Origin of the sequence: Pseudoalteromonas sp. 2CM32C (genome assembly GCF_023161925.1) — a bacterium.
GTDB classification, from domain to species: Bacteria; Pseudomonadota; Gammaproteobacteria; order Enterobacterales; family Alteromonadaceae; genus Pseudoalteromonas; species Pseudoalteromonas marina.
The window spans coordinates 232,003-256,100 of record NZ_JALNTI010000002.1 but is presented as its reverse complement, the minus strand read 5'-3'; the positions used below and the strand labels follow the sequence as shown (position 1 = coordinate 256,100).

Below are 24,098 nucleotides of genomic sequence, written 5' to 3'. Positions count from 1 at the left end.
CTGTGAGTATTACAGGTTATGCTTTTGTTATGGTTGTAGATTAACACACGGGATTTGGCTTTATTAATATAAAATAAAGGCCTTATGTATTTAATCTAATATGAGCCTAATAACTCGCACTGCAAAAGCGTGTAAATTTAAGGTTTACACGCTTTTGGTGTTTATTTAGGCTTTTAAACCTTTTACAACTGCACTTGGTTTCATTGGTAAGTCACGTAAACGTACACCTACTGCATTGTATATGGCATTGCCAATTGCTGGCGCAACGCCAATAACACCTGGCTCCCCTAACCCTACAGGAAACTCATCACTTTGCACAAACTCAATGTCCAATTCGGGTACATCTTGCATTCTCAGTGGAAGGTAAGTATTAAAGTTTGTAGCAGCTACTTGGCCATTTTTATAAGAGTTGGACTCATGTAAGGCCATACTCGCTCCCCATAATAATGACCCTTCTAATTGAGCCATCGCACCATCAGGGTGTACAATTAAACCGGCGTCAACAACAGCGTATAACTTTTTAAGGGTGATTTTGCCATCACTTTTGTTAACGTGAACATGGGCTGCAGTGCCAATCCATGCTGGCATGTGGCGCTCTTGCCCTGAACTAACCGAAAAACCAATGCCCTCGTTTTCGTTAAGCTTTATTGAGCTAACTTTGTCTGACACTTTTTTAAGTACATCATGTAAACGGCGCGCGCCACCCACACTTTCAGGTGCTTTACCCGCTTGTTTTCCTTTACCGTCAAGCATTGATAAACGAAAGTTAACCGGATCAATACCTTGCTTGTGCGCTATTTCGTCTATAAAAGACTCAAGGCTCCATACAATCCAACCCGGTCCAACTGAACGTAACCAACCCGGCGTAAAAGTGCTTTGTGCTAACTCGTTATTGATAGCACGAGCACGGTGGTTACTCATGCTATACCAGTGATCAGCACCTGAGGCCGAAAAGGAATCAAATTTACCATTGCCATCAACACCAGGAGCCAAAAAGCCTGGCGCCATTGCTTTGGTTGGCCAGCCTGCAGCAAACGCATGCTCTAATGCGCTAAGCTCTCCCTTTTCACCGAACGAAGCGGTTAATTTAGCCGTAGACGCTGAGCGAGACTGATCAAATAAACTGTCATCTTCACGGGTAAATACAAGCTTAACCGGTTTACCTATTGCTTTTGCCGTTAATGCAGCAGGGACTGTCCAATCACCAAATAAACGACGTCCAAAGCCACCACCCAAATAGTAAGGACGAATAATGACTTTATTTTGCTCTATATCAAGGGCTTTGGCTAAAGCAGGTAACGTGAGTGATTGCCATTGGTTACCCGTATGTACAATCCAGTTACCGTTTTTAAATTCAGCTATGGCGTTAAGTGGCTCTAATTGGTAGTGACTCGCTGTCGCCGTGGTGTAAGTTGCATCAAATGTGTTTTTTGCATCGGCCAAAACCTGAGGCGTATTGCCTTCATCTACAAATAAAGTACCGGATGCGCTATCGTCACATAATTTTTTACCCTGCGCCTGAATATCTGCCTCGGAGACTTTAGCCGTTTTGCCTACCTGGTAGCTTACATTTAACGCATCAACCGCTTTAATAGCACTGTGATAATTATCAGCCAGTACAACAACCCACCCCTCAACGGTATTACTAGGATCGTTTAATATTTCAAAACCGCGATAACCTTTAATTGCTTTTGCGCCACTGTCATCAACGCTTGTTACTTTACTACCGTAACGTGTTGGAGGAATAACCGGACGCGCATACACCATACCTTCTATTTCAACATCAATGCCATACACTGCTGATCCGTTTGTTTTAGCGGGTATATCTAATGCTTTAAAATCTTGGTTTAAGCCGGTTAAATGACGTTTATTAGCTGGTTTTAAAGGAAGCTTTGCAACTTCTTCACTTGTAAAGGTAAGATTAAATTCACCTTTTTGTACAATATCAGCGTAACTTACCGATTGACCACCAGCAATAATTTGCCCTTTTTGTGCAATACATTGCTCTGGTTTAACCCCTAGCATTTTAGCCCCTGCATCAATAAGGGCTAAGCGACCTGCGGCACCCGCTTGCGATAGCGGTTTAAAACTTTGAAATACTGACCACGAACCACCTGTAACCATATATCCCCATTTCTCATGGGTGTCTACGTAAGTAATTGATACTTTATCCCAATCACACTCTAACTCGTCGGCCACAATTCGTGCTAAAGCAGTACCAATGTGTTGGCCCATTTCAGCCTTTGCAATACTAACCTCTACCCCACCTTTGGTATCCATTGTCCACCAAATAGTGGGTGAAAACGCCTGTTGTAAAATTGATTCTTTGGCGCTTAAAGAACCTGAAAGTAAAGCAGGCGCAAATGCCATTACCAAGCCCGCACTAGCACTGCCAATCATAAATGAACGACGATTTAAGTTGACGGTTTCGCTGTTTTTTTGAAATAATTTTTTCATTATCCGCTCCGATTAAACGTCTTGCTCATTTGGGTTAAACATCTGTACTGCGCTTTGTGACTCATCGGCCGCACGTTGTATTGCCGACTTTATACGTTTGTACGCCATGCAGCGGCAGTAGTTACCATTCATATGATTGACAATTTCTTCGTCTGTTGGCGACGGATTGTCTGCAAGTAATGTTGCCGCTTGCATAATCTGCCCAGACTGACAATAACCACATTGCGGTACTTGCTCTTCAACCCATGCTTTTTGAAGCGGGTGTTCGTTATTGAGACCTTCAATAGTGGTAATGTTTTTACCAGCTACAGCTCCTACGGGTAATACACATGAACGTGTAGCCTGTCCATCTAAATGCACTGTACACGCACCACACATTGCTATGCCACAACCAAACTTAGTGCCCTTTAGTCCTACTTCATCGCGAATAACCCATAGCAGTGGTGTATCTTCACTTGCTTGTGATTCAATCACTTTGCCATTAATTGTAAACGTTACCATAACCCGCCCCTTGAATTAGCTCTCAATCAACTGCACTGCGATTTGTGCTGAGCAGTTGGTAATACCATTAAAATTAAAGCAACTTGATCCTCGACATTGCTCTTAAGTAGTGTGCGCAACTTTATGCGCTGCGCAATATGCATTCATACAAACATGTTCAACTAAAGTTTAGTTTGTTTTTTTATTTAAGCTGGACCCCTGCTTGCGATATATTGATTGCTTAAAGTTTAATTATTTAATTTAGCGCCTGTTTAGCGGTATAACAATTTAACTGCTCAACGGTGTCTATGTCTGCGCTTGCCTTATTTAGTAAAACGCAGTTTACAATACCGCCGGATTCACGAAGTAGATGTTGAGCGCCTTTGTCATTCGACAAAGTGGTGAGTAAATCAAAATCATCATGAGGAAAAATTGCCGGCACACCTAATCGTTCTCCATAGTTAGCACACCATCGAGTGGGGTTATTCTGAAAACGAGTGACTAACTGCTGAATATCGCACGCCTCCAATTCAATCTGATCTGCTAGCATAAATAAAATGCCATCCCAACCGTCACTATGCCTTAACTGATTAGCTGCAAGCGCGATTGATTTACCTAACCCTTGCTGCCAATCTAAATTACAGATAATTTCGACATTATTGTAGTGCTTTAGCGCTTGAGTAATTTCGTTATGCCATGCACCTGAAACAACATAAACGGCACCCGTGTCTAACTGTTGTAAAACGTCAACTGCACGAGCAATCATAGTTTTATTATTGCCCACATTTGCTATTAATTTGCATCCATCAAAACGAGACGACTGTCCTGCGGCTAACAACACTTTTGCTATGCGCATACTTCACTGACCCCAATTGCTTAGGGATGTAGCATCTTTATTAGAAAGCACGGCGTGTATTTCACTAATAAGTGACAATGCAATACTTTCTGGCGAGTCGCCACCTAAGTTAAGCCCTACAGGCCCAAAAACAGGCGCTTTAACCTCTTGTATAGCTATATTAGCTTGCTCAAAAACTTGTGCTCGTCGGTGCTTAGGACCCAGCAGCCCCATGTATTTTAAATTAGACTGGTTCAACGCATAAAGTGCATTTGCATCAAGCTCAACACTGTGGGCCATTAATATGCTCGCATCCACCTTTTGCTTTTCGCAATATTGGGTTAGCTCTTGTGGCGGACAACGTAAAATTGCATCTGCCTGCTGAAAATATTGCCTTTTAGCATTAGCCGCGCGGGGATCCCACACAGTCACAACCCAACCCAGCTGCTTAGCCATAGAATAAACGGCAACAGCGTCGGCACCGCCACCCACAATTAAAATATGTGGGGCTGGGTATACGGCCACTTGAAGCCAATGCTGATTATTTTTTTCAATGATTTGTGCTTTACGATTAACAGAAAGACCATCAGAAACATTACGTTTTGAAAAAACGCCCTGCCCCAACGCACAAAGAGGTTGCACTGGTTGTAAATAATAACCTGACACTTTTTCTTTAAGAGCATTAAAAACAAAACCGAGATTTAGGTATTTATTGGCGCTATTAACTGGCTGTAAAACAATATGGACAACACCACCACAGCCAATACCTAACTGAAAAGTTAAATCATCTTCATCGGTGGCATCATAGGTAATCGTTTTTGACGTAAGGGAGGTCATTACTTGTTTGGCGTGGCGCTGAATATCTGCCTCTAAGCACCCACCGGAGAGCATACCCAATCGCTGCCCTAAGCTAGAAATAAGCATCATGGCGCCTAGCTTGCGGTAGCTTGAGCCTTCAATTTTATACAATGTAGCCAAAACCCATTGCTGTTCGTCTCGTAAAGGGTGCCACGTTGCAAGCATGCTTTTTAAATCAGTTACCATATAAGTGCCGTTAGAATCCTTTATTTATGTATTTTCGTAGCCTATAAAATTTAGCTGTAAATAACTGACTAATTTTAAAAACGTTTAACCTACGTTGAGCCTTCTCAGTAAGATCATATTTATATTATATAAATGAAATTTTCTTACTCAATGTAAAGGGTTAAATTTTACGGTTCCATTAAATCGTTTAAGGTTTCAATTAGGCTGTCAAATTCATCATTAACACTTTCGCGCTGTTTTTTATTCAATGTCGGGGCTAGTTCTATTAATAAATTAACATATAAATCAAGGTTGCTGGCATTTATGGCTAATTGCTCTTCGCTCATAAAGGCTTCACGCTCTTTTATTACATAGCTTAATTTAGTTACAAACTCATCTTCAGAGAGTGTTTCATCAACCATTATTGATTTTGCTGCATCTAATCGAGTTTGTTTGTAATCAAGCCACAGCCCGCCTGACTCCGTATGCTTGTTATTTGCGTCTGTAATAAGTTGCTTTTGCTGGTCAGTGAGCTTACCCAGCCAATCTGAGTAGTAGTCTAACTGGTTTTCTAGGCGTTTAGTTTTGCGCTCTTTACTAGATTGTTCGTTGTATTGCTCACGATCTTCGTTAATTTGATCTTGAATATTTTGTATAAATTCATCGCGCTGATCTCTAGAGAGCGTATATCCTAATTGCGCAAGCGAAAAATGCGCATGCTCAAGAAGATTTTTCCAGTGGGCCCTAGCAAATACTACCTGCTCTTTTAATTGAGCATGATTTAGATTTTGATTAAACAGCGACTTTAAATTTTCAATATCTTGCTTGTATGCTGGCAACTGTGTATCGCGATGCCATTTCTGTGTGGTGTTAATAATCTCTTTTAATTGCTTGTTCTGTTGTTTGTTTAAATCAACGTAATCATCAACCCAAAATGACGATAACCAAGTTAAATTATTATATGTAAACGAGGCAGAACAACTCGTTAATAGCAGTACGCTTAACGCAATAGTTATATGTGACAACTTATTTTTTATTGTTTTTAACATTTTCACCTCTGCAAATATAAACGCTTCACTTAGCTAAGCACTTACATAATGAACCTACGTAACGTGAACTCGCTACCTTAAATAGCATAACAGTCAAAAGTTTATAATTAGCAACTTTTCGCCATGCTTTGACATAGTTATTTCTTTTAAATTTTCTGTTATATCTGTATCTTACGCTTATAAAATCGAACGTGTTAGAAAAAACGCCCCCGATTTGAGCTATAATCACAAACAGAGTTTATCTAAACTTAAATGCACGCTAGTTTGTTTGTAGGAATAAAATAAACCTAAAATATAGCAACGTTATACGCCCTTAATTAGCTGCAAGTGCAATAGTGTTGTAAATAAAATGGTTTTATTTAACTCACAGTGAAACGATTACTTTTTGGAGACATCGCTATGTCACAGTTTAATTTAAAAACGTTATTACTTACGGGTGCTTTAATTGCGAGCCCTTTTGCGAATGCGACCCTTGAAGAAGGTATTATTGCGGCGAACGAAGGTCGCTTTGAATTCGCTTTAAAAGAATTTGAATACCTTGCCGACAAAGGGTTTGCACCTGGCATTTACGAGCTCGCTAAATTATACGAAGAAGGCCACGGCGTTACACGCGATTATTACAAAGCAGCCGATCTATACAAAAAAGGCGTAAAAAAGAATCACGCAGACTCAATGTTTGCATTAGCGGTATTATACGACGAAGGCAAAGGCGTTAAGTTAGACAAACAAATGGCTTTATCTCTATTCGAAAAAGCAGCCAAAAAAAACATGCCTGCCGCACAGTTTAACTTAGGCGTGATGTATTCAAATGGTGATGGCGTTAGTCACGACTACAAACTTGCTAAAACATGGTACGAAAAAGCCGCTGGGAATAACTATTCTTTAGCGCAATTTAATTTAGCGCTTATGTACTTTGAAGGACTAGGAATGCCTAAAAACCTTGAGAAGTCATACATATGGAATACAATTGCCGAATACAATGGCAACATGCAAGCAAGCCATAGTCGAAAGTTAGATGAGCGTTCAATGCTACCTAAAGAAATTGAAGAAGCAAAAGAAAAAGCTGATGCAATTTACACTAAAATTCTTGCAGGTACCTACGCAGGTGAAGGACGTCTATTTTAGGTTAAGCAAAAAATAAAGCTGGACTTAGTGTCATTGCACATACTTAGTTCAGCTTTTTTTGGCTTGTTTTACTTAATATATAACCACTTTAGCAACCTGGTTAGTAGTTTACTTTGCTTAAGTAACAACCCTATGCGCGGGTTAAAAGAACCAGAAACGAGTGTATTTTTAGCGTGACTAAACGTTAAAAACCCTTCCTTACCGTGATAGTGCCCCATACCTGAATGACCCACCCCACCAAATGGCGCGTCGTCAGCAGTTACTTGTACTAAAGTGTCGTTAACCGCAACGGTGCCACTAAGTGTTTGTTTAATAATGTACTCTTGTGCCTCTTTATCTTGGCCTAAAATATATAAAGCAAGCGGATTTGGATGCTGTTTAATATAATCGAGAACGTCATCTAACTTCCCATAACTCTTAATTGGCAATATAGGCCCAAATAATTCGTCTTGCATAAGTTGCATGTCGTCGGTCACGTTCGTTACTAAATGCAGACCCATACGATGTTTATCTGCATCTTGTTGATTTTGTTCAAGTGGCTTAATAACATTTGCCCCGAGTTCTTGCGCTTGTACTAAGTATTCGGCTAAACGCGCATAATGTGAGTCACTAATAATAGAGGTTAAATTTTTACCTTCAACACCCTGCTTAAAATGCTTTTTATAAAGCTCACATAACTGTTTAATAAGCTGGCTTTCTAGGGTTTTAGGCACAAAGACATAGTCTGGCGCGACACAAATTTGCCCGGCATTTGCCATTTTCCCGAATAAAAGCGCGTGTGCTGCTTTTTTAACATCAGCTTGCTCGGTAATAATCACTGGTGACTTTCCGCCAAGCTCTAAAGTAACAGGGGTTAGGTTTTTACTGGCTGCTTTCATTACTAATTTGCCAACCCCAGTAGAGCCGGTAAATAATAAGTGCGCAAAAGGAAGAGACGAAAACTCGCTGGCAACGTCGCTGCCGCCTTGAACCACACATACATGCTGACTCATTTTGTCATCAAAAAGCTTTTCTAATACAGCATTAGTATGTGGTGTAAATTCGCTGAGTTTTAACATTACTTTATTACCGGCTGCGATTGCAGTTATCACTGGTACAACCGCTAGCTGAATTGGGTAATTCCACGGTGCGATAACACCTACCACGCCTTTAGGCTGATAGGTAACACTCACTTTTGACGGCCATAAGCTAAGCCCCACAGAACGTTTACTAGGCTTTGACCATTTAGGTAATTTTTTAATAATGTGCGAAAGCCCTTGCACGGTAGGCAAAATATCACCAAGTAAGGTATCAAACGCAGTCCGGTAGCCAAAGTCTTTAGATACTGCACTGATAAGTTCTTCTTCTAGCTCTACAATGCGCGAACGTAATTTTTTTAAAATGGCAATTCGAGAATGAATAGAAGGATAAGGATTATCTAAAAACGCATTTTGTAAACTAGTAAACTGCGCTGATAAAGAGGCTATTTGTGCTGTGTCTGTTGTCAAAATAGATTACTCGACTTTTAAAGTTATTGTCGACTATAACCCTGATCTGTTTTTCGAGCAATAACACTAATTTACCTATTACAACCACATACATAGTGATTAAGAGTCGCTTTGTTTAAGATACAAACCAACTCAATTTTTAAAAATTAAATACTGTTTTTGCAAGCGTTATTGTTGCAAGTGTAATTAATACGATAGCGACTAGGTTAAGTGCAAATCCTGCTTTGATCATATCGCGAATTTTAATTTTTCCCGAGCCAAATACAATGGCATTTGGTGGTGTGGCAACTGGCATCATAAACGCACAACTGCATGCTATAGCAGCAGGAATAACCCACACTAAAGGCGAGCCAAAAATACTTTCAGCAACTGGGCCTAATAACGGCAAAAAGCCCGCCGCAGTAGCTGTATTACTCGTAATCTCTGTTAAAAAGGTGATAAGCGCTACAACAACCACTATGCCCATAACTAACGGAATAGCACTCGCCCCTTCTATCATTTGTGCAATGTATTGCGCTAAACCAGAAGATTTAATCTGTGATGCTAACGATAAACCACCACCAAATAATAACAATACACCCCATGGCACTTTAGATGCACTTTGCCAATCTAAAATTCGCTCATCACTGTCCTTTTTAGCTGGCAAAACAAATAACAACAAGGCTGCTGTAATAGCAATAGCAGTGTCTGAAATGCTAAGACCCGATAAATCAGCTAATAGTGGTCTAAAAATCCAACATAACGCGGCTAGTACAAATACTGAAAACACACCTTTTTCAGCTCGTTGCAACGCACCGAGTTCAGCAAGTTCATTTACAAACATAGCCTTACTGTCTTTAATGTTTTCTGCATTTTTATCAACTTTATAGCTGAATTTAGTAAGCCATATCCAACACACCAGTAACATCACAATTGCTAAAGGCACACCTAGCATCATCCATTGCCCAAAGCCTATTTCAATTTGGTAACTTTCAGATAAGTATGCTGCCATAAGCGCGTTAGGCGGTGTTCCTATTAACGTAGCAATACCACCAATGCTGGCACCATAGGCAATTGATAGTAGTAATGCTTTTGCAAATCCATCTTCACCAGAATCAGAGTGATTCACTAAATGAATAATTGATAACGCGATGGGCAACATCATCACCGTTGTAGCCGTGTTTGACATCCACATAGATAAAAATGCTGTTACTAACATCATTGCTAAAATTTGTAAGCTCGGTTTTTTACCCGCATAGAGCATAGTGGTTAACGCAATTCGTTTATGTAACCCCCAACGTTCCATAGCTATTGAGATTAAAAAACCACCCAAAAATAAAAAAATAAGTGGGTGTGCATAAGGCGCTGCAGTAATTTTAATAGGCGCAATATTTACAAGTGGCGTTATGACGAGCGGTAACAATGAAGTCGCAGGAATAGGAACAACCTCAGTCACCCACCAAGAGGCCATCCAAAATGTTAAACCTGCGGTTTTAAAGGCTGTATCAGATAGGCCATTTGGTGGATCTAATAAACAGGTTAACAGCATTACAATGGGCCCAAACCAAAGCCACACGCTTCGTATAATAGGGTTTGTTTGATTAATATTATTTAGGTTGCTTACCATCACCGCGCCAAAAGCTATTTAACAGACGACACAGTAAAGAAGATAGTAAGGACTTGTCAAATGGATATCAGCCATAACTAAATTTGCATAGAGTTAAAGGCTTAGAGCATTTAGTAAGAGTGAAAAGTGTAAGGCATCATACAAATTAAGAAGGGTTATGTATAGAAACGCCGTAAACAAGAGGTCTACGGCGAACATATCAAAATTAACTAGTCGCTAATGCTGATCTATTTTTTATATACTTATATAAACCAATTAATGAAGCAGCTATCCAAAATATTTCTATCACAAAGCTTGCTAAATTAAAGTTATAACAAAGGCTTATTAATAATAAAATCGCCCCTGTTAGGTTCATCATGTTGTACGTCAAGCTGGTTGGTGTTGTTTTACCTAATTGAAGTAGAAAAAACGAGCCAACAACTAAAAATGTGCCTGTCATACCGATGATGTCAAATAAGAGTGCTATCACGAAACTATCCTTTATCCATTTTTAAATAACCCAAAAAACTGGCCCATTCCATGGGGAGGGTATTTTTCATTCATTGAAACAGCAAAACCGGGCGATCATAGCAACAAAGCAGTTTCAAACAAGGCCATATGTCCGCATATGTTTTTAGCTTATTTAAATGTAACTTTTCCACCTATCATTTTGTAGGCAGGTGCGCCGCGGATTAGAGCGGGCCTGGCAAAAGCCCGCTCACAACTTGGGCAAATACACGGAATTTTTGTGAAGTCTTGAGATATACGCTCTTTAAAACACTTAACAAGCGCCCCCTTCCCCCCTTTGCGATATTTAAAAAGTTGCGTTTTGCATGACGAGCAAAAAATATCAACGGTTTTTATAGGGCCTTTTTTGTTTGGTTGTGCCAAAACACCTCCGTAATTAATAATTATATTTAACGTTAAATAAGATAAGTTTAATGAGGTAGCCCGAAAATTAATACAGCCGTAATGGCTAGAAAGTATTTTAACCGCCCAGTTCATGGCTTATTGGCAGTAGCTAAAACATGGTTTAAGTGATCAGCGAGGCATTTAAGGCTAAAGGGCTTAACAATAATGCCTGAAACTTTAGCTGCGATTACATTTTTTATAGTTTTAGAATTATCTTCGCATGTCACCATCAAGACAGGGGTTGAGGTAAGCTGTTCGTCATTTCTTATTCTATTTAGTAAATCTTTACCGTCCATTTTGGGCATATATAAATCAGTGATGACCAAGTCAAAAGACTGCTTTTTTAACAGTGTGAACGCTTGAATACCATCGGTCGCTTCAACAATATCAAGATAATTTAGATTTCTAAGCATGTTAATTAATACATGTCGCATCAGTGGTATGTCATCAACAACAAGTATTTTCATATTATTTAGTTACCTGAATAAATAAAAAGATAGACAATTTTGTGCTTATAAATAAATTATGGCCACCCGCCTAAAATTAATCCCATCAACGAAAATTGGCTTACATAGTAACCACTGTTTATCAAAAAAAGTTTTACTGGACGCTGCTCATAAACATAACTTAAACCCAAAGAGCTACTCACCCAAAATAAACCAATAGCAAAACCAGTCCCTACACTCAAACCCAAGCTCGACTCGTTACCTAAAAATATCGACAGTACAAATGCAGCCAAAAATGAAAATAAAAATGTGCCAATACAAACACGTTTTTTATTGGCACTTTGCAGGTCAAGCTCGGTCAAGCCGCAACTCTCAAGCCAAGCTTGTCTAAATAATAATTTTGAATACCAAACACTACTTAACGTAAAAGACGAAAGCGCAGCAACCAGTACCGAAATAAAATTAATATCCGAAAAATTCATACAACACTGAAATTTCCTGAATCGTAACGTCTTTTTAATGTAGTTAATATTAACTAATGCAGCAAATACTAAAGTGTAATCGATACTTAAATACCAACAAACTATTAGAACACAGCAAACGTTGCTTTTGTTAACTCAGCTATATCGTCTATGGCTAACTTTAACTCCAAACCACGCTTACCGGCACTGACATATATAATTTCAAACTCACTAGCACTACTGTGAATATATGTTTTAAGACGTTTTTTTTGTCCTATTGGGCTCACTCCTCCAAGTATATAACCGGTGCTTGCATTTACTTTTTGAGGCGCGGCCAAGGCCATTTTTTTTGTTTTTGCCACTTTAGCAAGCTGTTTAAGATTAACTTGTTGAGATACGGGGGTGATGGCAACGATTAGTTCACCTTCATGCGTTTCTAGTACAAGTGTTTTAAATACTTGCTCACTATTTAAATTGAGTTTTTCAACTGCCTCTAAACCATAGTGACCATAGTTTGCATCGTGCTGATAGCTCAGTATTTCGAACTTTATTTTTTGTTTCTCGAGCAGTGCGATAGCGGGTGTCATTGCGTTCTCACTTTTTTAGAGGTGTTAGCAAATTTAAAGCAAAAAAAACGGCGCTGTAAAGCACCGTTTTTTTTAAACAACACAATTTTTACTTTGTTAAGTCATCAAAAAACTTTTTAACACCATCAAAAAAGCCTTGCTCTTTAGGACGGTTTTTTGAGCTATCTGTGCCCATGCTTTCTTCTAACTCTTTAAGTAGTTCACGTTGGCGCTCGTTAAGATTGACAGGTGTTTCAATAACTACCTTACAAATTAAATCACCTTGTGCGCCACTTCGTACAGACTTAACACCTTTGCCACGCATACGGAACATTTTGCCGGTTTGCGTCTCTGACGGTATTTTAAGTTTTGCACGACCATCAAGTGTAGGTACTTGAATTTCACCGCCTAAACCAGATGTAGTAAAGCTAATAGGAACTTCACAATATAAATTGTTACCTTCACGTACAAATATGTCATGTTCTCTTACAGACACTTGTACGTATAAGTCACCCGCTGGTGCGCCATGTACCCCGGCTTCACCCTCACCCGATAAACGAATACGATCGCCTGTGTCAACACCCGCTGGTATTTTCACCGACAACGTTTTAGTTTTTTCTACACGGCCTTGACCATGACAGCTGTTACAAGGATCTGAAATAATTTGACCTTGCCCCTGACACGTAGGACATGTTTGCTGAACAGCAAAGAAACCTTGGCGCATTTGCACCTGGCCTGCACCATGACAGGTAGTACATGTTTTAGGTTTAGAACCCGCTTTTGCACCGCTTCCATCACAAGGGTCACAACTTACCCATGTTGGTACTTTAATTTCTACTTCTTTACCACGAACCGCTTCTTCAAGCGTTAAATCCATGTTGTAACGTAAATCAGAACCGCGTTGCTGGCGAGATTGACGTCGGCCACCGCCGCCACCAAAAATGTCACCAAACACATCGCCAAATACGTCACCAAAATCGCCATGTCCGCCACCAAAGCCGCCATGACCACCGCCACCGCCTTGTTCAAAGGCCGCATGACCGTATTGGTCGTACATCTGGCGTTTTTGATCGTCAGTTAGAATTTCGTATGCTTCTTTTACTTCTTTGAACTTGGTCTCAAGCTCTTTATCGCCTGCGGTACGATCTGGATGATATTTCATCGCTAAGCGTTTATACGCTTTTTTTATGTCTCGCTCACTCGCATCTTTGCTTACGCCGAGGACTTCGTAATAATCGCGTTTTGACATATCTATCACACTACTCTTTCTATTTTGCAGCGTAAGCTGCGGGATAAACCGATAAATCTAATCGATTTATCATTGAATTATGAACCTTAAATACATGCAAAAGGCGCGACAAGCTATTGCTCGCGCGCCTCATTTGTTCATCCTAACCTAAACACCTAACCGAGTTAAGTGTTTTTGGTCAGTTAGAAGCGTCGGCAACAATTACTTGTCGTCTTTTACTTCTTCAAACTCTGCATCAACAACGTCATCATCTTGCTTAGCTGATTGTTGTTGCTCACCTGCGTCTGCTTGACCTTGCTGTGCTTTAGCTTGAGCAATTTCCATTAACTTTTGAGACTTTTCAGCAAGTGCTTGCGTTTTAGCTTCAATTTCGTCTTTGTTGTCGCTCTTAATTGCAGCTTCTAAGTCTACAACTGCCGCTTCAATCGCTTCTTTATCTTCACTTGGTAAAGCATCGCCCGCTTCTTCAACTTGCTTACGTGTACCGTGAACCATTGCATCTGCTTGGTTACGAACAGCTACAAGCTCTTCAAACTTTTTGTCTTCTTCAGCGTGCGCTTCTGCATCACGTACCATTTTTTCAACTTCTTCATCGCTTAAACCTGAAGACGCTTGAATAGTAATTTTTTGCTCTTTACCTGTGTCTTTATCTTTAGCAGATACATGTAAGATACCGTCAGCATCAACATCAAATGTTACTTCGATTTGTGGTGTACCACGTTGAGCAGGACGAATACCTTCAAGGTTAAATTGACCTAAAGATTTGTTGTCGCTTGAACGTTTACGCTCACCTTGTAACACATGAATGGTTACCGCAGACTGGTTATCTTCTGCTGTTGAGAACGTTTGTGATTTCTTAGTAGGAATCGTCGTGTTCTTCTCAATAAGCGCTGTCATTACAGAACCCATTGTTTCAATACCTAGAGACAATGGAGAAACGTCTAGTAATAGTACGTCTTTAACATCACCTGCTAGTACGCCACCTTGGATTGCCGCGCCTACAGCTACAGCTTCATCAGGGTTAACGTCTTTACGTGGCTCTTTACCGAAGAAATCAGCAACTGTTTTTTGTACTAAAGGCATACGTGTTTGACCACCAACAAGAATAATGTCGTTGATGTCGCCTACTGATAAATCAGAATCAGCAAGTGCACGTTTAAGCGGCTCTAGAGACTTAGTTACTAAATCTTCAACAAGTGACTCAAGCTTAGCGCGTGTTAGTTTCACGTTCATGTGCTTAGGACCAGTTGCATCTGCAGTTACGTACGGAAGGTTAACTTCTGTAGATTGTGCTGAAGAAAGTTCAATTTTTGCTTTTTCTGCTGCTTCTTTAACACGTTGCATTGCAAGTGGATCTGTTTTTAGATCTAAGCCTTGGTCTTTCTTAAACTCTGCTACTAAGTAGTTGATAACGCGGTTATCGAAGTCTTCACCGCCTAAGTGAGTATCACCATTGGTAGCAAGTACTTCAAATGTGTGCTCGCCTTCAACTTCGTCAATCTCAATGATTGATAAATCGAACGTACCGCCACCTAAGTCGTATACAGCAACAATGTTTTCGCCTTTGTTTTTGTCCATGCCGTAAGCTAGGGCAGCAGCAGTTGGCTCATTGATGATACGTTTAACTTCAAGACCAGCAATACGACCGGCATCTTTAGTTGCTTGACGTTGTGAATCGTTAAAGTATGCAGGTACTGTAATTACCGCTTCAGTTACTTCTTCACCTAAGAAGTCTTCTGCAGTTTTTTTCATTTTTTTCAGTACTTCAGCAGAAATTTGTGGTGCAGCGCGTTTTTCGCCGCCCGCTTCAACCCATGCATCGCCGTTATCAGCTTTGATGATTTTAAATGGCATAATGCCGATATCGCGTTGTACTTCTTCGTCTTCAAAACGACGACCAATTAAACGCTTAATTGCAAATAATGTGTTAGTAGGGTTAGTAACCGCTTGACGCTTAGCAGATTGACCTACTAATGTTTCACCGTCTTGCGTGTAAGCAATGATAGACGGGGTTGTGCGATCGCCTTCCGCGTTTTCTATAACACGTGCTTTGTCACCATCAAGTACTGCAACACAAGAGTTTGTAGTACCTAAATCGATTCCGATAATTTTACCCATGAAACTTCTCCAACTTCAAAATTCGTTATACGTTAATTCGTTCGATGACTAGTAAATAGGGATGCCCTAAAACTAATTCAACTGTAAAAATGAAAAAAAATTCATTTTTTATGATTTATTTACAAAATAACCCCAATAATTGTAAGGAATGATGATTTTTAGAGCGTTTGACACACCTTTAAATACTGGCCTGACCAGTTTGGTTGTGTTATAAATTTATTAAATTGCACTTTTAAAGGATATTTCCCATGCATTTTGACCAACTACTTGAGCAAGCCGCTAAAATAGGTCAATCAGATAAAATCGAACAATCCGCACTTACCATGCAATTTCCTGAAAATTGGTGCCAAGGAAGAACCGCTTTTGGTGGTTTATCAGCTGCATTGTTATATCAGGCTATTAGAGGCAAAGTGAATAATGACCGCCGACTTCTTTCATTAAGTACTAATTTTGTTGGGCCTTTACTCGCCGACACTCCTTTTTCACTTTATGTTGAAGTATTACGTGAGGGTAAAAACAGTACACAAGTACTCGCTAAAGCAATTCAAAATGAGCAAGTAGCCGTAATCGTGCAGGCTTGTTTTGCTAAAAATAGAGAGTCAGCTATTAATGTTCCTGTTTCAAAGTCGTTAGGTTTAAGCCCTGTTAACGAGCGTTATACGTTACCCTTCATAAAAGGCCAAATGCCTGAATTTTTTCAGCATGTGGATTTGTGCCCACAGCAAGGCGCAATGCCTTTTACAGGGGCAGACACATCTCATTTAGGTGGGTGGATGCGACTTAAACATACACCTGAAACCATTACAGAAGCGCATGTAATTGCACTAACCGATGCATGGCCGCCCACATTGTTACAAATGTTTAAACAACCCGGACCAGCAAGTAGTATGTCGTGGTATTTAGAGTTTGTTCAGTCTCCCAATTTAACGCCTGGCGAGTGGCTTGGCTTTGAAGCAATTACGCATCACTCTAAAGATGGATATGGTTTAGAGGACGGGTGTATTTGGTCACAGTCAGGTGAGCTTATTGCTCTTACCCGCCAAACTGTTGCCGTGTTTGATTAGGGTCGGTTGAACTTTGCGGATTAAAATTTGTTCAAACTAGGAAGGCTATATAATAGCGGCGCGAGATTTTTAACCTAGTGGGCCCGATAACTGCTCCTGCATTACTCTACTGGCTTACATCCATGTAAGAATAAGTAAAAACTGAGTAACAAAGAGTAAATAGCCCCTAGGAAGCCCCCTTGGGAAGCGCCTGCTTGGCATTAATGCTACGTTCTCGCCAATTTATGAGGAATAAACATAATAAATAGGCTCTTCCTTAATACTAAACAAACTCCTTCAAATTATCCTTGAAAGGTCAACAGACCTTAGTATATAAAATGCAGGCCAATCAGATAGTTTCTGGCTTGGCCTGTATTCAAAATTAACAGTTCGCGTTGTATTACAGCTTCAAATATTGCAAAATCAACTAAATGCATTATTGTTTGGTACTAAATTGCAAACTGTTTGCCCCTGCTGTGACCTGATCATAGATATACCAAGAATTATCGCTAAGCAAATGGCGATATGCCCGCATTGCCATCATAAATTATGCGAAGCCAACGTAAACCACGATAATCGCATAGTGGCGTTGAGCTTTAGTGCTTTGCTAATGCTATTAAGTAGTATGTTTTATCCTTTTTTATCCTTTAGTAGTAATGGTATAACCCAAACTATCACCCTCCCCGACGCAGCCCGAATATTATTCAATTACGATAGCGAATTGTTAGGCCTTTTTATTGATTTAAGCATTATTGCTTTACCAATGAGTTTATTAATTACTTTAATACCCCTTCATTTAGGTGTTTTAAAAACATTGCCACAAGGCATTGCGCGTAGATTGCTTAAGTTTACTTTGGCACTTGAGCCATGGATTATGTCTGAGATATTTTTAATTGGTGTTTTAGTCAGCATGGTTAAAATTATGTCTTTGGCTGATATAAGCTTTGGGGCAAGTTTTTGGGCTTATGCTGGCTTTGTTATTTTATACATTGCCGCTTTAGTACACTTAAATCGTCCAAGGTTATGGGCTCAAATAAAACCAATCAAAGTGTTAGAAGGTGCCGAGCACGCTAAACGTGCTATTGATGAAAATATTAAAGCCTGTCATGTGTGTCATCAGCTTTGTACAGGTAAGGTCTGCCAGCGATGCCACACCAAAACACATGTACGTAATCCTCATAGTGTTCAAAAAGCAACAGCTTGGCTCATCACATCTATTGTTTGCTATATACCAGCCAACGTATTGCCTATTATGAATACAACAAGCTTGGGTGATGAAACCCCGTCCACACTTATTGGTGGGGTTATTTTACTTTGGAAAAGTGGTTCTTATCCCATTGCAGGTATCATTTTTTTTGCGAGTGTTGTTGTTCCTTTAGCCAAAGCATTTGTACTAAGCTTTTTGTGTATTATGGTAACAAAACCTGCAAACAGGCATACAAAAAGTTACACTAGAATTTACCAACTCACTGAGTTTATTGGTAAATGGTCAATGATTGACGTTTTTGTTGTCGCCATTTTAGTGGCTTTAGTACAGCTAGGTAATTTAATGTCAGTTACACCAGGCTTAGGCATTGCATTTTTTACCGTTATGGTAATATGCCAAATGATGGCTGCTCATTCATTTGATCCACGCCTTTTATGGGATTCACCTAAAAATAAATCATCAGAGACTAAAACATGACCGAAACTGCCCAAGTAACAGATGAGCCAAGAATCTCTGCTATCTGGATTATTCCAGCCATAGCGCTTTTTGTCGGCGTGTGGATGCTTTATCAATATCAAGCAAATAAAGGCCCCACTATATATATTGAGATGCCGCAAGCCGAGGGCATTATTGCAGGTAAAACAGAAATAAAAGTGCGCAGTGTAAAAATAGGGCAAATAGACAGCGTTCGTTTATCCGACTCCCAAGACAGTGTGATTGCACGGGCTCAAATAGATAAAAGCTATGAAGACTTACTTACCGACGACGCAAAAATATGGGTAGTAAAACCACGTATAGATGAAACCGGCATAAGTGGAATGAGTACTTTACTCTCTGGGGTATATTTAGAATTTGCACCGGGCGAAAGTAATACACTTAAAGAAAATTTCACCCTGCAAGAAGAACCTGCATTAATAGGCAAAGACGTGCAAGGTGGTCGCTTTAAACTACTTAGTTATAACGCAGAAGTACTTGATGTTAGTACCGGAATATTTTTTAAGAATTATAAAATTGGCCAAATAGAAACCGCCACATTTGATTGGGAAAACCAAGCAATGAAGTACGGTATATTTATAAAAGCGCCGTACCAAAACTTAATTACCAACAACTCAATTTTTTGGGTCAACGCTGGTATAGAAATTGATTTATCTGCTGATGGCATAAATATTAATACAGGCTCTTTAAGTAAGCTTTTAAAAGGCGGAATTTCAGTTGGCTTACCCGATAACCAAACACCGGGGGAAATAGCTAACGATGGCCACAATTTCTCACTTAGCCAAAGCTATAAAGAAGCACTAGAAGAACGCTTTTACGACTTTGACTATTACATAATAGATTTTGAACAATCAATTCGAGGGCTCAGACCCGGTGCCCCTGTTGAATATCGTGGTATTCGCATTGGTACAGTAGTTGAAGCGCCTGCAAACATAATTGTTAATGGTAAACCTGCCCACTTTAAAAGTGCAAACACATCAGTACCTGTTCTTATAAAAATAGAGTACGGGCGTATTTATCACCACAGCGCAACAGCTAAAGACTTTTGGAAAGAAAGCTTAAAAGGCTGGATAAAAATTGGTATGCGCGCCTCTTTAAAGCCCGGAAATCTTTTAACTGGTGCAGTTTATGTTGATTTTGATATGTACCCCGATGCGCCAGAAGCGGAGTTTGAAAAACTGGGACAGTATACCGTTTTTCCTAGTATATCGAGCGGAATTACCGTACTTGCCGATCAGGTTTCTGATGTATTAAACAAGGTTAATAATTTAAAAGTTGAAGAAAGCTTAGCCCAAATACAAGTTGCCTTTGCCGACTATCAGTCTCTTGCAAATGAAATGCGCACACTATTAAATGAAAAAGATACTCAAAATTTACCCGGTGATATAAATCGTAACTTTGCAAAAATGACCAAAAGCATGGAGCAATTTGAAGTGACCATGCGACAATTTGATAAAACAATGGCGAGTTATCAGGCTGGGTCTGAATTTCATCATCAATTACAACAAACACTGCGTGAATTTAAGCGCTTAAGTGAAGAAATACAACCTTTGACACGCGGCTTAAATGAGCAACCAAACATGCTAATTTTTGACAAATCACTGCCCGCAGATCCAATACCAAGGAAGCAATAATGAAAACCCTATTAATCATAACAAGTTTGCTTTTAGTATTGTCGGGCTGTAGCTCAGCAATACAAAATGCGACTCAGTATTACCAATTTGAACAGCCTATTGATTCATCATCACGAAATATTAGTGAAACCAACGCACAGTTGAGAGTACAAACAGTTGTTTTAAGAGGCGCATTAAACAATTTAGGCATAGCGATGAAAATTGATAATAATCAAATTCATGCTGCAAATTATCACTTATGGGGCGAGTCTCCTGACGTTATGCTTACTGCCACTGCCCAACAAACTTTATTTAAAAATATGCCCACTTGGATGGTTATCAAAGGGCTACCTGTAATAACCGAGCTTGATCAGCAAACATTTTATGAGCTTGAGTACGAAATTCACCACTTTAATGGTGATATGCAAGGTAATGCTGATATCTCTGGACTATGGCGCTTATATTATACTCACCCAGAAACCGGCCGCCGCTTGATTAGTGTGCATAACTTCTCACGCCTAGTACCCATAAAAGACGACGGCTACGACGGCTTAGTAGCCACGCTTGAACAAACGTGGCTAAACATAAACTTAGATGTAGCTAAAGCAATAGAACAAGCACGACTTTAATAACCATATATATCAATGGCGGTTTTATCATCACTAATAACCGCCTTGCCTACCCTGTTAAAATCTAACTTTAATAATAGACACTAATAAACATTGTTATTATCTGTATCACCATTTGCAGCAACGCGTTTTTTTATTCAGACTTCACCATGCTTACAGCACTACGTTCTCGTTGTAACTTAATGAACTTTGGAGTTATGCAATTACCTTACACATTAATAGCAGCATCGCTGGCTGTTATGAGTTTTAAAGCATGAGATAAGTACTTTGTAGATATTGAAATAAATAAAAACCCCAATGTATCAGTACATTGGGGTTTATTTTTTGACTTATTTATCAATCTTATTTTTGTAACTTAATGCCATTGTAATAAGCATCAAGCGTAGTGATTTTGGTTTGATTAGGTAAATCAGCAAAATCACTTTCAATAAACTTAGTACCACGCAGCTGCACATTTAAACGCGCTGCTTGTGGGTTTAGCATAGTTTGCTTGTAGTACTGTTTTATATCTGCAAGCGTTACTTTTTCTACTTCATTGATCAACTTTTGTTTTGAGTCAAAACTAAAGTTTTCTCTGTACCAATCGTTAATTAAAGGACCCATTTCATCATTTAAGTTTTTAGGTTGCTCTTTAAGTGACACCAAAGTCGCATTTTTAAGCTGTAAAAATGTGTCTTCTGTCATGTTATCGAGCTCTACCGCGTACTCTTTTTTGAACTGGTCGAAGCGAGCTTGTACTTCTTTAGGCCCTTTTACAGGGGTTTGTATAAACAAACCAACAGCAGAATAATCTTCGATTGAGCTTGCAATAGCACCTACTGCATAAGCGAGTTGTTCTTCTGTTCGCATTTTGTCAAATGCGATTGTTCTAAAATGATCGCGTAATACAGCAGCCTGAGCCTTTTGTTTGTAACCCGGTATTGGGTGAACGGTCATATCAACCACAGCAACATCGGCTACATCTATATCTTTTTGTAATACTAACGTTTCACCCGGTTGTGGCAACCACGCTTTACTACGAGCAAACTCGCTCACAGTATGATTTTTAGGTAAAACGGCTGTTAACTCGCCAGCTATTGACTCTATATCTTGCTGGTTATAATTACCGTAGCTAAATACACGCAAATCATTATTAGAAAATGTAGCTTGTTGTAACTTTGTTAAGTCAGCAACAGTTAATGTTTTTGCGGTTTTGATTAATTCATCAGTATCAAAACTGCCTGTACGTGTTAGCTTAGAATAAGCACCAAACGCTTGAGCATAAGGAAATTGCTTTTGTTGATTCAATAAGTCACGCGTGTAACGGTCAATAGCTTGCTCGAACGCTTGCGAAGTAACCTTAACGTTTAATCCACTCAAAGCCTGTTTAAGCAATACATCTTGTTTATCAGTGAACCCATTAAGTGATAATACAAGCCCATTACTTGGTGCTAGTCTAACGCCCATACCCGCTACAGCAGCTTCAGTGCTTAATTGGCTTTGCTGAATGTTGTATAAATCTGCCCAAACAGAGTAAAGCACTTCAGCACTTATGTCGTTCAGACCCGGTTGTGTATTTATATAAACCTCAACGAGCCCTTTAGGTTGCTCAGCAAATTTTTGACTTGCTTGACGCCATACTTTTACGCCCTGCTTATCGAAAACAAGCTCTGGGTGTTTTTGCTCTTTAAATTCAGCCGTTTTAATTGCAAAACTTTCAGGTAATAAGTTGTTCACACTAGGAAGCGCTAATTTAAACTCACTTGGCTTATTCCAGCTTGCTATTTCATCATCACTAATGTCATTTATGCGGTATTTGCCGTCGTAAAAGTATAATTGAGAGTCTGTTTCTTCTTGTTGTGAAATGTACCAAATACGCAGTGAATCTGCGTTGAGCTGGTTTAGCACATCATTAACGGCGTCAGCATCAAACTTTGCATAGTGGTAAGGCGCGTTAATCGTGTGATTAAGCGGGTAAACTTGCATGCTGCCTGTTAGAGCACTTACATAGTTAAACTCGTCGCCCTTTTCTAAAAATTTAAATTGGTTATTAAGCGAGGTACGTATTTCGTTAAAGTACTTGCTATTAACCCCTTCTTTTTTTATTAAATCAATGTATTGCATAACCACTGCAACAATTGCTTCGCGGTTTTGCATACCTAAATCAGTAAGCTCAATATCAACCGTTAAGGCACCATAGTTTGCATATTGTGTTGGGGAGGCTGATGCCCCTAGCTGCGAAACCCAGCCCTTATCTCTTAGTATTTGTGCTGGGCTACCCGGCATTTCATTGCTTAATAAATATGAAACAAAACGGTTAGGTTTAACAGCAAACTCATCACTGTTGTTGGTAATTGTAAAATCAAGTTTTAACTGTTTTACATCTTCATTTGGCGAGTAAAATACGCGTTTACCGCCCGCTTTATCAAAATCTAAATTAGCAATAACACTTGGCTTTTCGATGTTTTTATTTTTAATGTCAGCGAAGTATTTTTGCGCTTTTTGTTCCATATCGGCGATTGGCAAATTAGAAATAAGTGCGACTTTCATAATATTTGAAGAATAATATTTATTGTAAAAATCAACAGTTTCTTGATGAAGCGAACTACCTTCTTTATCGCCTAGTGTTTCTAGGTTACCAATTAAAAAGCGATTAGCTGGATGCTCGCCCATCATTTTACGCGCTAATTTAAATTGGCCAAAGAAGTCAAGTTCGCGGCGCATAGACCACTCAGCATTCACTGCGTTTTTTTCTTTTTCTGTGTATTCTGGATATAACTTGGGGGCTTTAAAAAAGTCAGAAAAACGGTCGAGTCCTTCGTCAAACGCATCGTTGTTTATTTTGAACATGTAGTTTGTAATTTCAAGCCACGTGTAGGCGTTGTGCGCTCCTCCATTTTTGGTCATGAAATCTGAATACCCTTTTGTATCAGGGTAACGTTCTGTGCCTAAAAATAGCATATGCTCTAAGTAATGCGCCATACCCTGCTGAGACATAGGATCATGTAGTAAACCCACCCCCACACTTAGTGAAGCAGCAGATTTTTCTGCGCTTGGATCAGACACTAAAATAACCTCAATTTCGTTAGCAAGCTTTAGTGTTTTATATTCTCTATTATCATTTGGGCTAACCACTAAAGTGTCTGATAGTAACGAGGCTTGTGGCGAGGTTGCTACTGATGAAGATGTATTCGAGCAACCGCTGAGAACAGCGAGTGCGATGGCACTGAGACAAATAATTTTTTTCATTTTATTTCCATTAAAAGCATGATGCAAAAAAGGTTATGCTAATTCAAAAGCAGGTTTGATAATATAAACTAACACTTTGTACTGAATACT

The 24,098-nt window shown here is 39.5% G+C and carries 20 protein-coding genes; 5 read left to right on the top strand and 15 right to left on the bottom strand.

Annotation, left to right across the window (positions count from 1 at the left end; translation table 11 throughout):
* Nucleotides 1–165: 165 nt before the first annotated feature.
* From MTF67_RS05030 to MTF67_RS05010, 5 genes are all read right to left on the bottom strand, one after another.
* On the bottom strand, nt 166–2,457 hold the full coding sequence (locus tag MTF67_RS05030) for a molybdopterin cofactor-binding domain-containing protein (protein ID WP_248518889.1): 2,292 nt from the start codon (nt 2,455–2,457) through the stop codon (nt 166–168).
* 12 nt (nt 2,458–2,469) lie between these two features.
* Nucleotides 2,470–2,958, bottom strand: coding sequence for a (2Fe-2S)-binding protein (locus MTF67_RS05025; protein ID WP_010556716.1), 489 nt, complete (start codon nt 2,956–2,958; stop codon nt 2,470–2,472).
* A 235-nt stretch (nt 2,959–3,193) separates the two neighbouring features.
* Entirely contained in the window at nt 3,194–3,793 is a 600-nt protein-coding gene (locus tag MTF67_RS05020) for a nucleotidyltransferase family protein (protein WP_248518888.1), read from the bottom strand.
* A gap of 3 nt (nt 3,794–3,796) precedes the next feature.
* Nucleotides 3,797–4,816 (bottom strand): XdhC/CoxI family protein, encoded by a 1,020-nt coding sequence (locus MTF67_RS05015; protein WP_248518887.1) that lies wholly within the window; start codon nt 4,814–4,816, stop codon nt 3,797–3,799.
* A gap of 167 nt (nt 4,817–4,983) precedes the next feature.
* Nucleotides 4,984–5,844 (bottom strand): DUF6279 family lipoprotein, encoded by an 861-nt coding sequence (locus MTF67_RS05010; RefSeq protein WP_248518886.1) that lies wholly within the window; start codon nt 5,842–5,844, stop codon nt 4,984–4,986.
* Between the two features lie 399 nt (nt 5,845–6,243).
* Here MTF67_RS05010 and MTF67_RS05005 point away from each other — a divergent pair, with 399 nt between their 5' ends.
* Nucleotides 6,244–6,969 (top strand): tetratricopeptide repeat protein, encoded by a 726-nt coding sequence (locus MTF67_RS05005; RefSeq protein ID WP_006791705.1) that lies wholly within the window; start codon nt 6,244–6,246, stop codon nt 6,967–6,969.
* 68 nt (nt 6,970–7,037) lie between these two features.
* Here MTF67_RS05005 and MTF67_RS05000 read toward each other — a convergent pair whose 3' ends face one another.
* The 9 genes from MTF67_RS05000 to dnaK all read right to left on the bottom strand — a co-directional run bounded on the left by MTF67_RS05000 (nt 7,038) and on the right by dnaK (nt 15,793).
* Entirely contained in the window at nt 7,038–8,456 is a 1,419-nt protein-coding gene (locus tag MTF67_RS05000; RefSeq protein WP_248518885.1) for a coniferyl aldehyde dehydrogenase, read from the bottom strand.
* A gap of 139 nt (nt 8,457–8,595) precedes the next feature.
* Nucleotides 8,596–10,062, bottom strand: coding sequence for an SLC13 family permease (locus MTF67_RS04995; protein ID WP_248518884.1), 1,467 nt, complete (start codon nt 10,060–10,062; stop codon nt 8,596–8,598).
* Nucleotides 10,063–10,267: 205 nt separating this feature from the next.
* On the bottom strand, nt 10,268–10,531 hold the full coding sequence (locus MTF67_RS04990; protein WP_008127470.1) for a hypothetical protein: 264 nt from the start codon (nt 10,529–10,531) through the stop codon (nt 10,268–10,270).
* Nucleotides 10,532–10,680: 149 nt separating this feature from the next.
* Nucleotides 10,681–10,932, bottom strand: coding sequence for a hypothetical protein (locus tag MTF67_RS04985; RefSeq protein ID WP_008127468.1), 252 nt, complete (start codon nt 10,930–10,932; stop codon nt 10,681–10,683).
* A gap of 110 nt (nt 10,933–11,042) precedes the next feature.
* A complete protein-coding gene (locus MTF67_RS04980; protein ID WP_248518883.1) occupies nt 11,043–11,420 on the bottom strand; it encodes a response regulator in 378 nt (125 codons plus the stop codon).
* Between the two features lie 56 nt (nt 11,421–11,476).
* A complete protein-coding gene (locus MTF67_RS04975) occupies nt 11,477–11,881 on the bottom strand; it encodes a DUF1761 domain-containing protein (RefSeq protein WP_248518882.1) in 405 nt (134 codons plus the stop codon).
* A 104-nt stretch (nt 11,882–11,985) separates the two neighbouring features.
* The gene (gene ybaK / locus MTF67_RS04970; protein WP_248518881.1) at nt 11,986–12,447 is read right to left on the bottom strand and encodes a Cys-tRNA(Pro) deacylase; all 462 of its coding nucleotides are present in this window, start codon (nt 12,445–12,447) and stop codon (nt 11,986–11,988) included.
* Between the two features lie 88 nt (nt 12,448–12,535).
* Nucleotides 12,536–13,675 (bottom strand): molecular chaperone DnaJ, encoded by a 1,140-nt coding sequence (gene dnaJ / locus MTF67_RS04965; protein ID WP_006791697.1) that lies wholly within the window; start codon nt 13,673–13,675, stop codon nt 12,536–12,538.
* Nucleotides 13,676–13,876: 201 nt separating this feature from the next.
* Complete coding sequence (dnaK, locus tag MTF67_RS04960) at nt 13,877–15,793, bottom strand: molecular chaperone DnaK (protein WP_008126292.1); 1,917 nt, start codon at nt 15,791–15,793, stop codon at nt 13,877–13,879.
* A gap of 248 nt (nt 15,794–16,041) precedes the next feature.
* Here dnaK and MTF67_RS04955 point away from each other — a divergent pair, with 248 nt between their 5' ends.
* The 4 genes from MTF67_RS04955 (at nt 16,042) to MTF67_RS04940 (ending at nt 20,780) form a co-directional block, all read left to right on the top strand.
* Nucleotides 16,042–16,857 carry a thioesterase family protein gene (locus MTF67_RS04955; protein WP_006791695.1) on the top strand — a complete coding sequence of 272 codons (816 nt, stop codon included), beginning with the start codon at nt 16,042–16,044 and terminating at the stop codon, nt 16,855–16,857.
* A gap of 496 nt (nt 16,858–17,353) precedes the next feature.
* The gene (locus MTF67_RS04950) at nt 17,354–18,520 is read left to right on the top strand and encodes a paraquat-inducible protein A (protein WP_248519117.1); all 1,167 of its coding nucleotides are present in this window, start codon (nt 17,354–17,356) and stop codon (nt 18,518–18,520) included.
* Nucleotides 18,517–20,172 carry an intermembrane transport protein PqiB gene (gene pqiB, locus MTF67_RS04945; protein WP_248518880.1) on the top strand — a complete coding sequence of 552 codons (1,656 nt, stop codon included), beginning with the start codon at nt 18,517–18,519 and terminating at the stop codon, nt 20,170–20,172. The genes MTF67_RS04950 and pqiB overlap by 4 nt, the downstream gene beginning before the upstream one ends.
* Nucleotides 20,172–20,780 carry a PqiC family protein gene (locus MTF67_RS04940; RefSeq protein ID WP_248518879.1) on the top strand — a complete coding sequence of 203 codons (609 nt, stop codon included), beginning with the start codon at nt 20,172–20,174 and terminating at the stop codon, nt 20,778–20,780. Before pqiB ends, MTF67_RS04940 begins: the two co-directional genes overlap by 1 nt.
* Nucleotides 20,781–21,122: 342 nt before the next feature.
* Here the strand turns inward: MTF67_RS04940 and MTF67_RS04935 are convergent, their stop codons facing one another.
* Nucleotides 21,123–24,008 carry an insulinase family protein gene (locus MTF67_RS04935; RefSeq protein ID WP_248518878.1) on the bottom strand — a complete coding sequence of 962 codons (2,886 nt, stop codon included), beginning with the start codon at nt 24,006–24,008 and terminating at the stop codon, nt 21,123–21,125.
* Between the last annotated feature and the right edge of the window lie 90 nt (nt 24,009–24,098).

Bases quoted from the DNA above. Each gene is read 5' to 3' on its own strand.
- MTF67_RS04950 (WP_248519117.1), top strand. From the start codon at position 17,354: ATGGCGATATGCCCGCATTGCCATCATAAATTATGCGAAGCCAACGTA.
- MTF67_RS04935 (WP_248518878.1), bottom strand. From the start codon at position 24,008: ATGAAAAAAATTATTTGTCTCAGTGCCATCGCACTCGCTGTTCTCAGC.
- MTF67_RS05025 (WP_010556716.1), bottom strand. From the start codon at position 2,958: ATGGTAACGTTTACAATTAATGGCAAAGTGATTGAATCACAAGCAAGT.
- MTF67_RS04940 (WP_248518879.1), top strand. From the start codon at position 20,172: ATGAAAACCCTATTAATCATAACAAGTTTGCTTTTAGTATTGTCGGGC.
- MTF67_RS05030 (WP_248518889.1), bottom strand. From the start codon at position 2,457: ATGAAAAAATTATTTCAAAAAAACAGCGAAACCGTCAACTTAAATCGT.
- MTF67_RS04995 (WP_248518884.1), bottom strand. From the start codon at position 10,062: ATGGTAAGCAACCTAAATAATATTAATCAAACAAACCCTATTATACGA.
- MTF67_RS05005 (WP_006791705.1), top strand. From the start codon at position 6,244: ATGTCACAGTTTAATTTAAAAACGTTATTACTTACGGGTGCTTTAATT.
- MTF67_RS05015 (WP_248518887.1), bottom strand. From the start codon at position 4,816: ATGGTAACTGATTTAAAAAGCATGCTTGCAACGTGGCACCCTTTACGA.
- ybaK (WP_248518881.1), bottom strand. From the start codon at position 12,447: ATGACACCCGCTATCGCACTGCTCGAGAAACAAAAAATAAAGTTCGAA.
- MTF67_RS04975 (WP_248518882.1), bottom strand. From the start codon at position 11,881: ATGAATTTTTCGGATATTAATTTTATTTCGGTACTGGTTGCTGCGCTT.
- MTF67_RS05010 (WP_248518886.1), bottom strand. From the start codon at position 5,844: ATGTTAAAAACAATAAAAAATAAGTTGTCACATATAACTATTGCGTTA.
- dnaJ (WP_006791697.1), bottom strand. From the start codon at position 13,675: ATGTCAAAACGCGATTATTACGAAGTCCTCGGCGTAAGCAAAGATGCG.
- MTF67_RS04955 (WP_006791695.1), top strand. From the start codon at position 16,042: ATGCATTTTGACCAACTACTTGAGCAAGCCGCTAAAATAGGTCAATCA.
- MTF67_RS05020 (WP_248518888.1), bottom strand. From the start codon at position 3,793: ATGCGCATAGCAAAAGTGTTGTTAGCCGCAGGACAGTCGTCTCGTTTT.
- dnaK (WP_008126292.1), bottom strand. From the start codon at position 15,793: ATGGGTAAAATTATCGGAATCGATTTAGGTACTACAAACTCTTGTGTT.
- pqiB (WP_248518880.1), top strand. From the start codon at position 18,517: ATGACCGAAACTGCCCAAGTAACAGATGAGCCAAGAATCTCTGCTATC.
- MTF67_RS04980 (WP_248518883.1), bottom strand. From the start codon at position 11,420: ATGAAAATACTTGTTGTTGATGACATACCACTGATGCGACATGTATTA.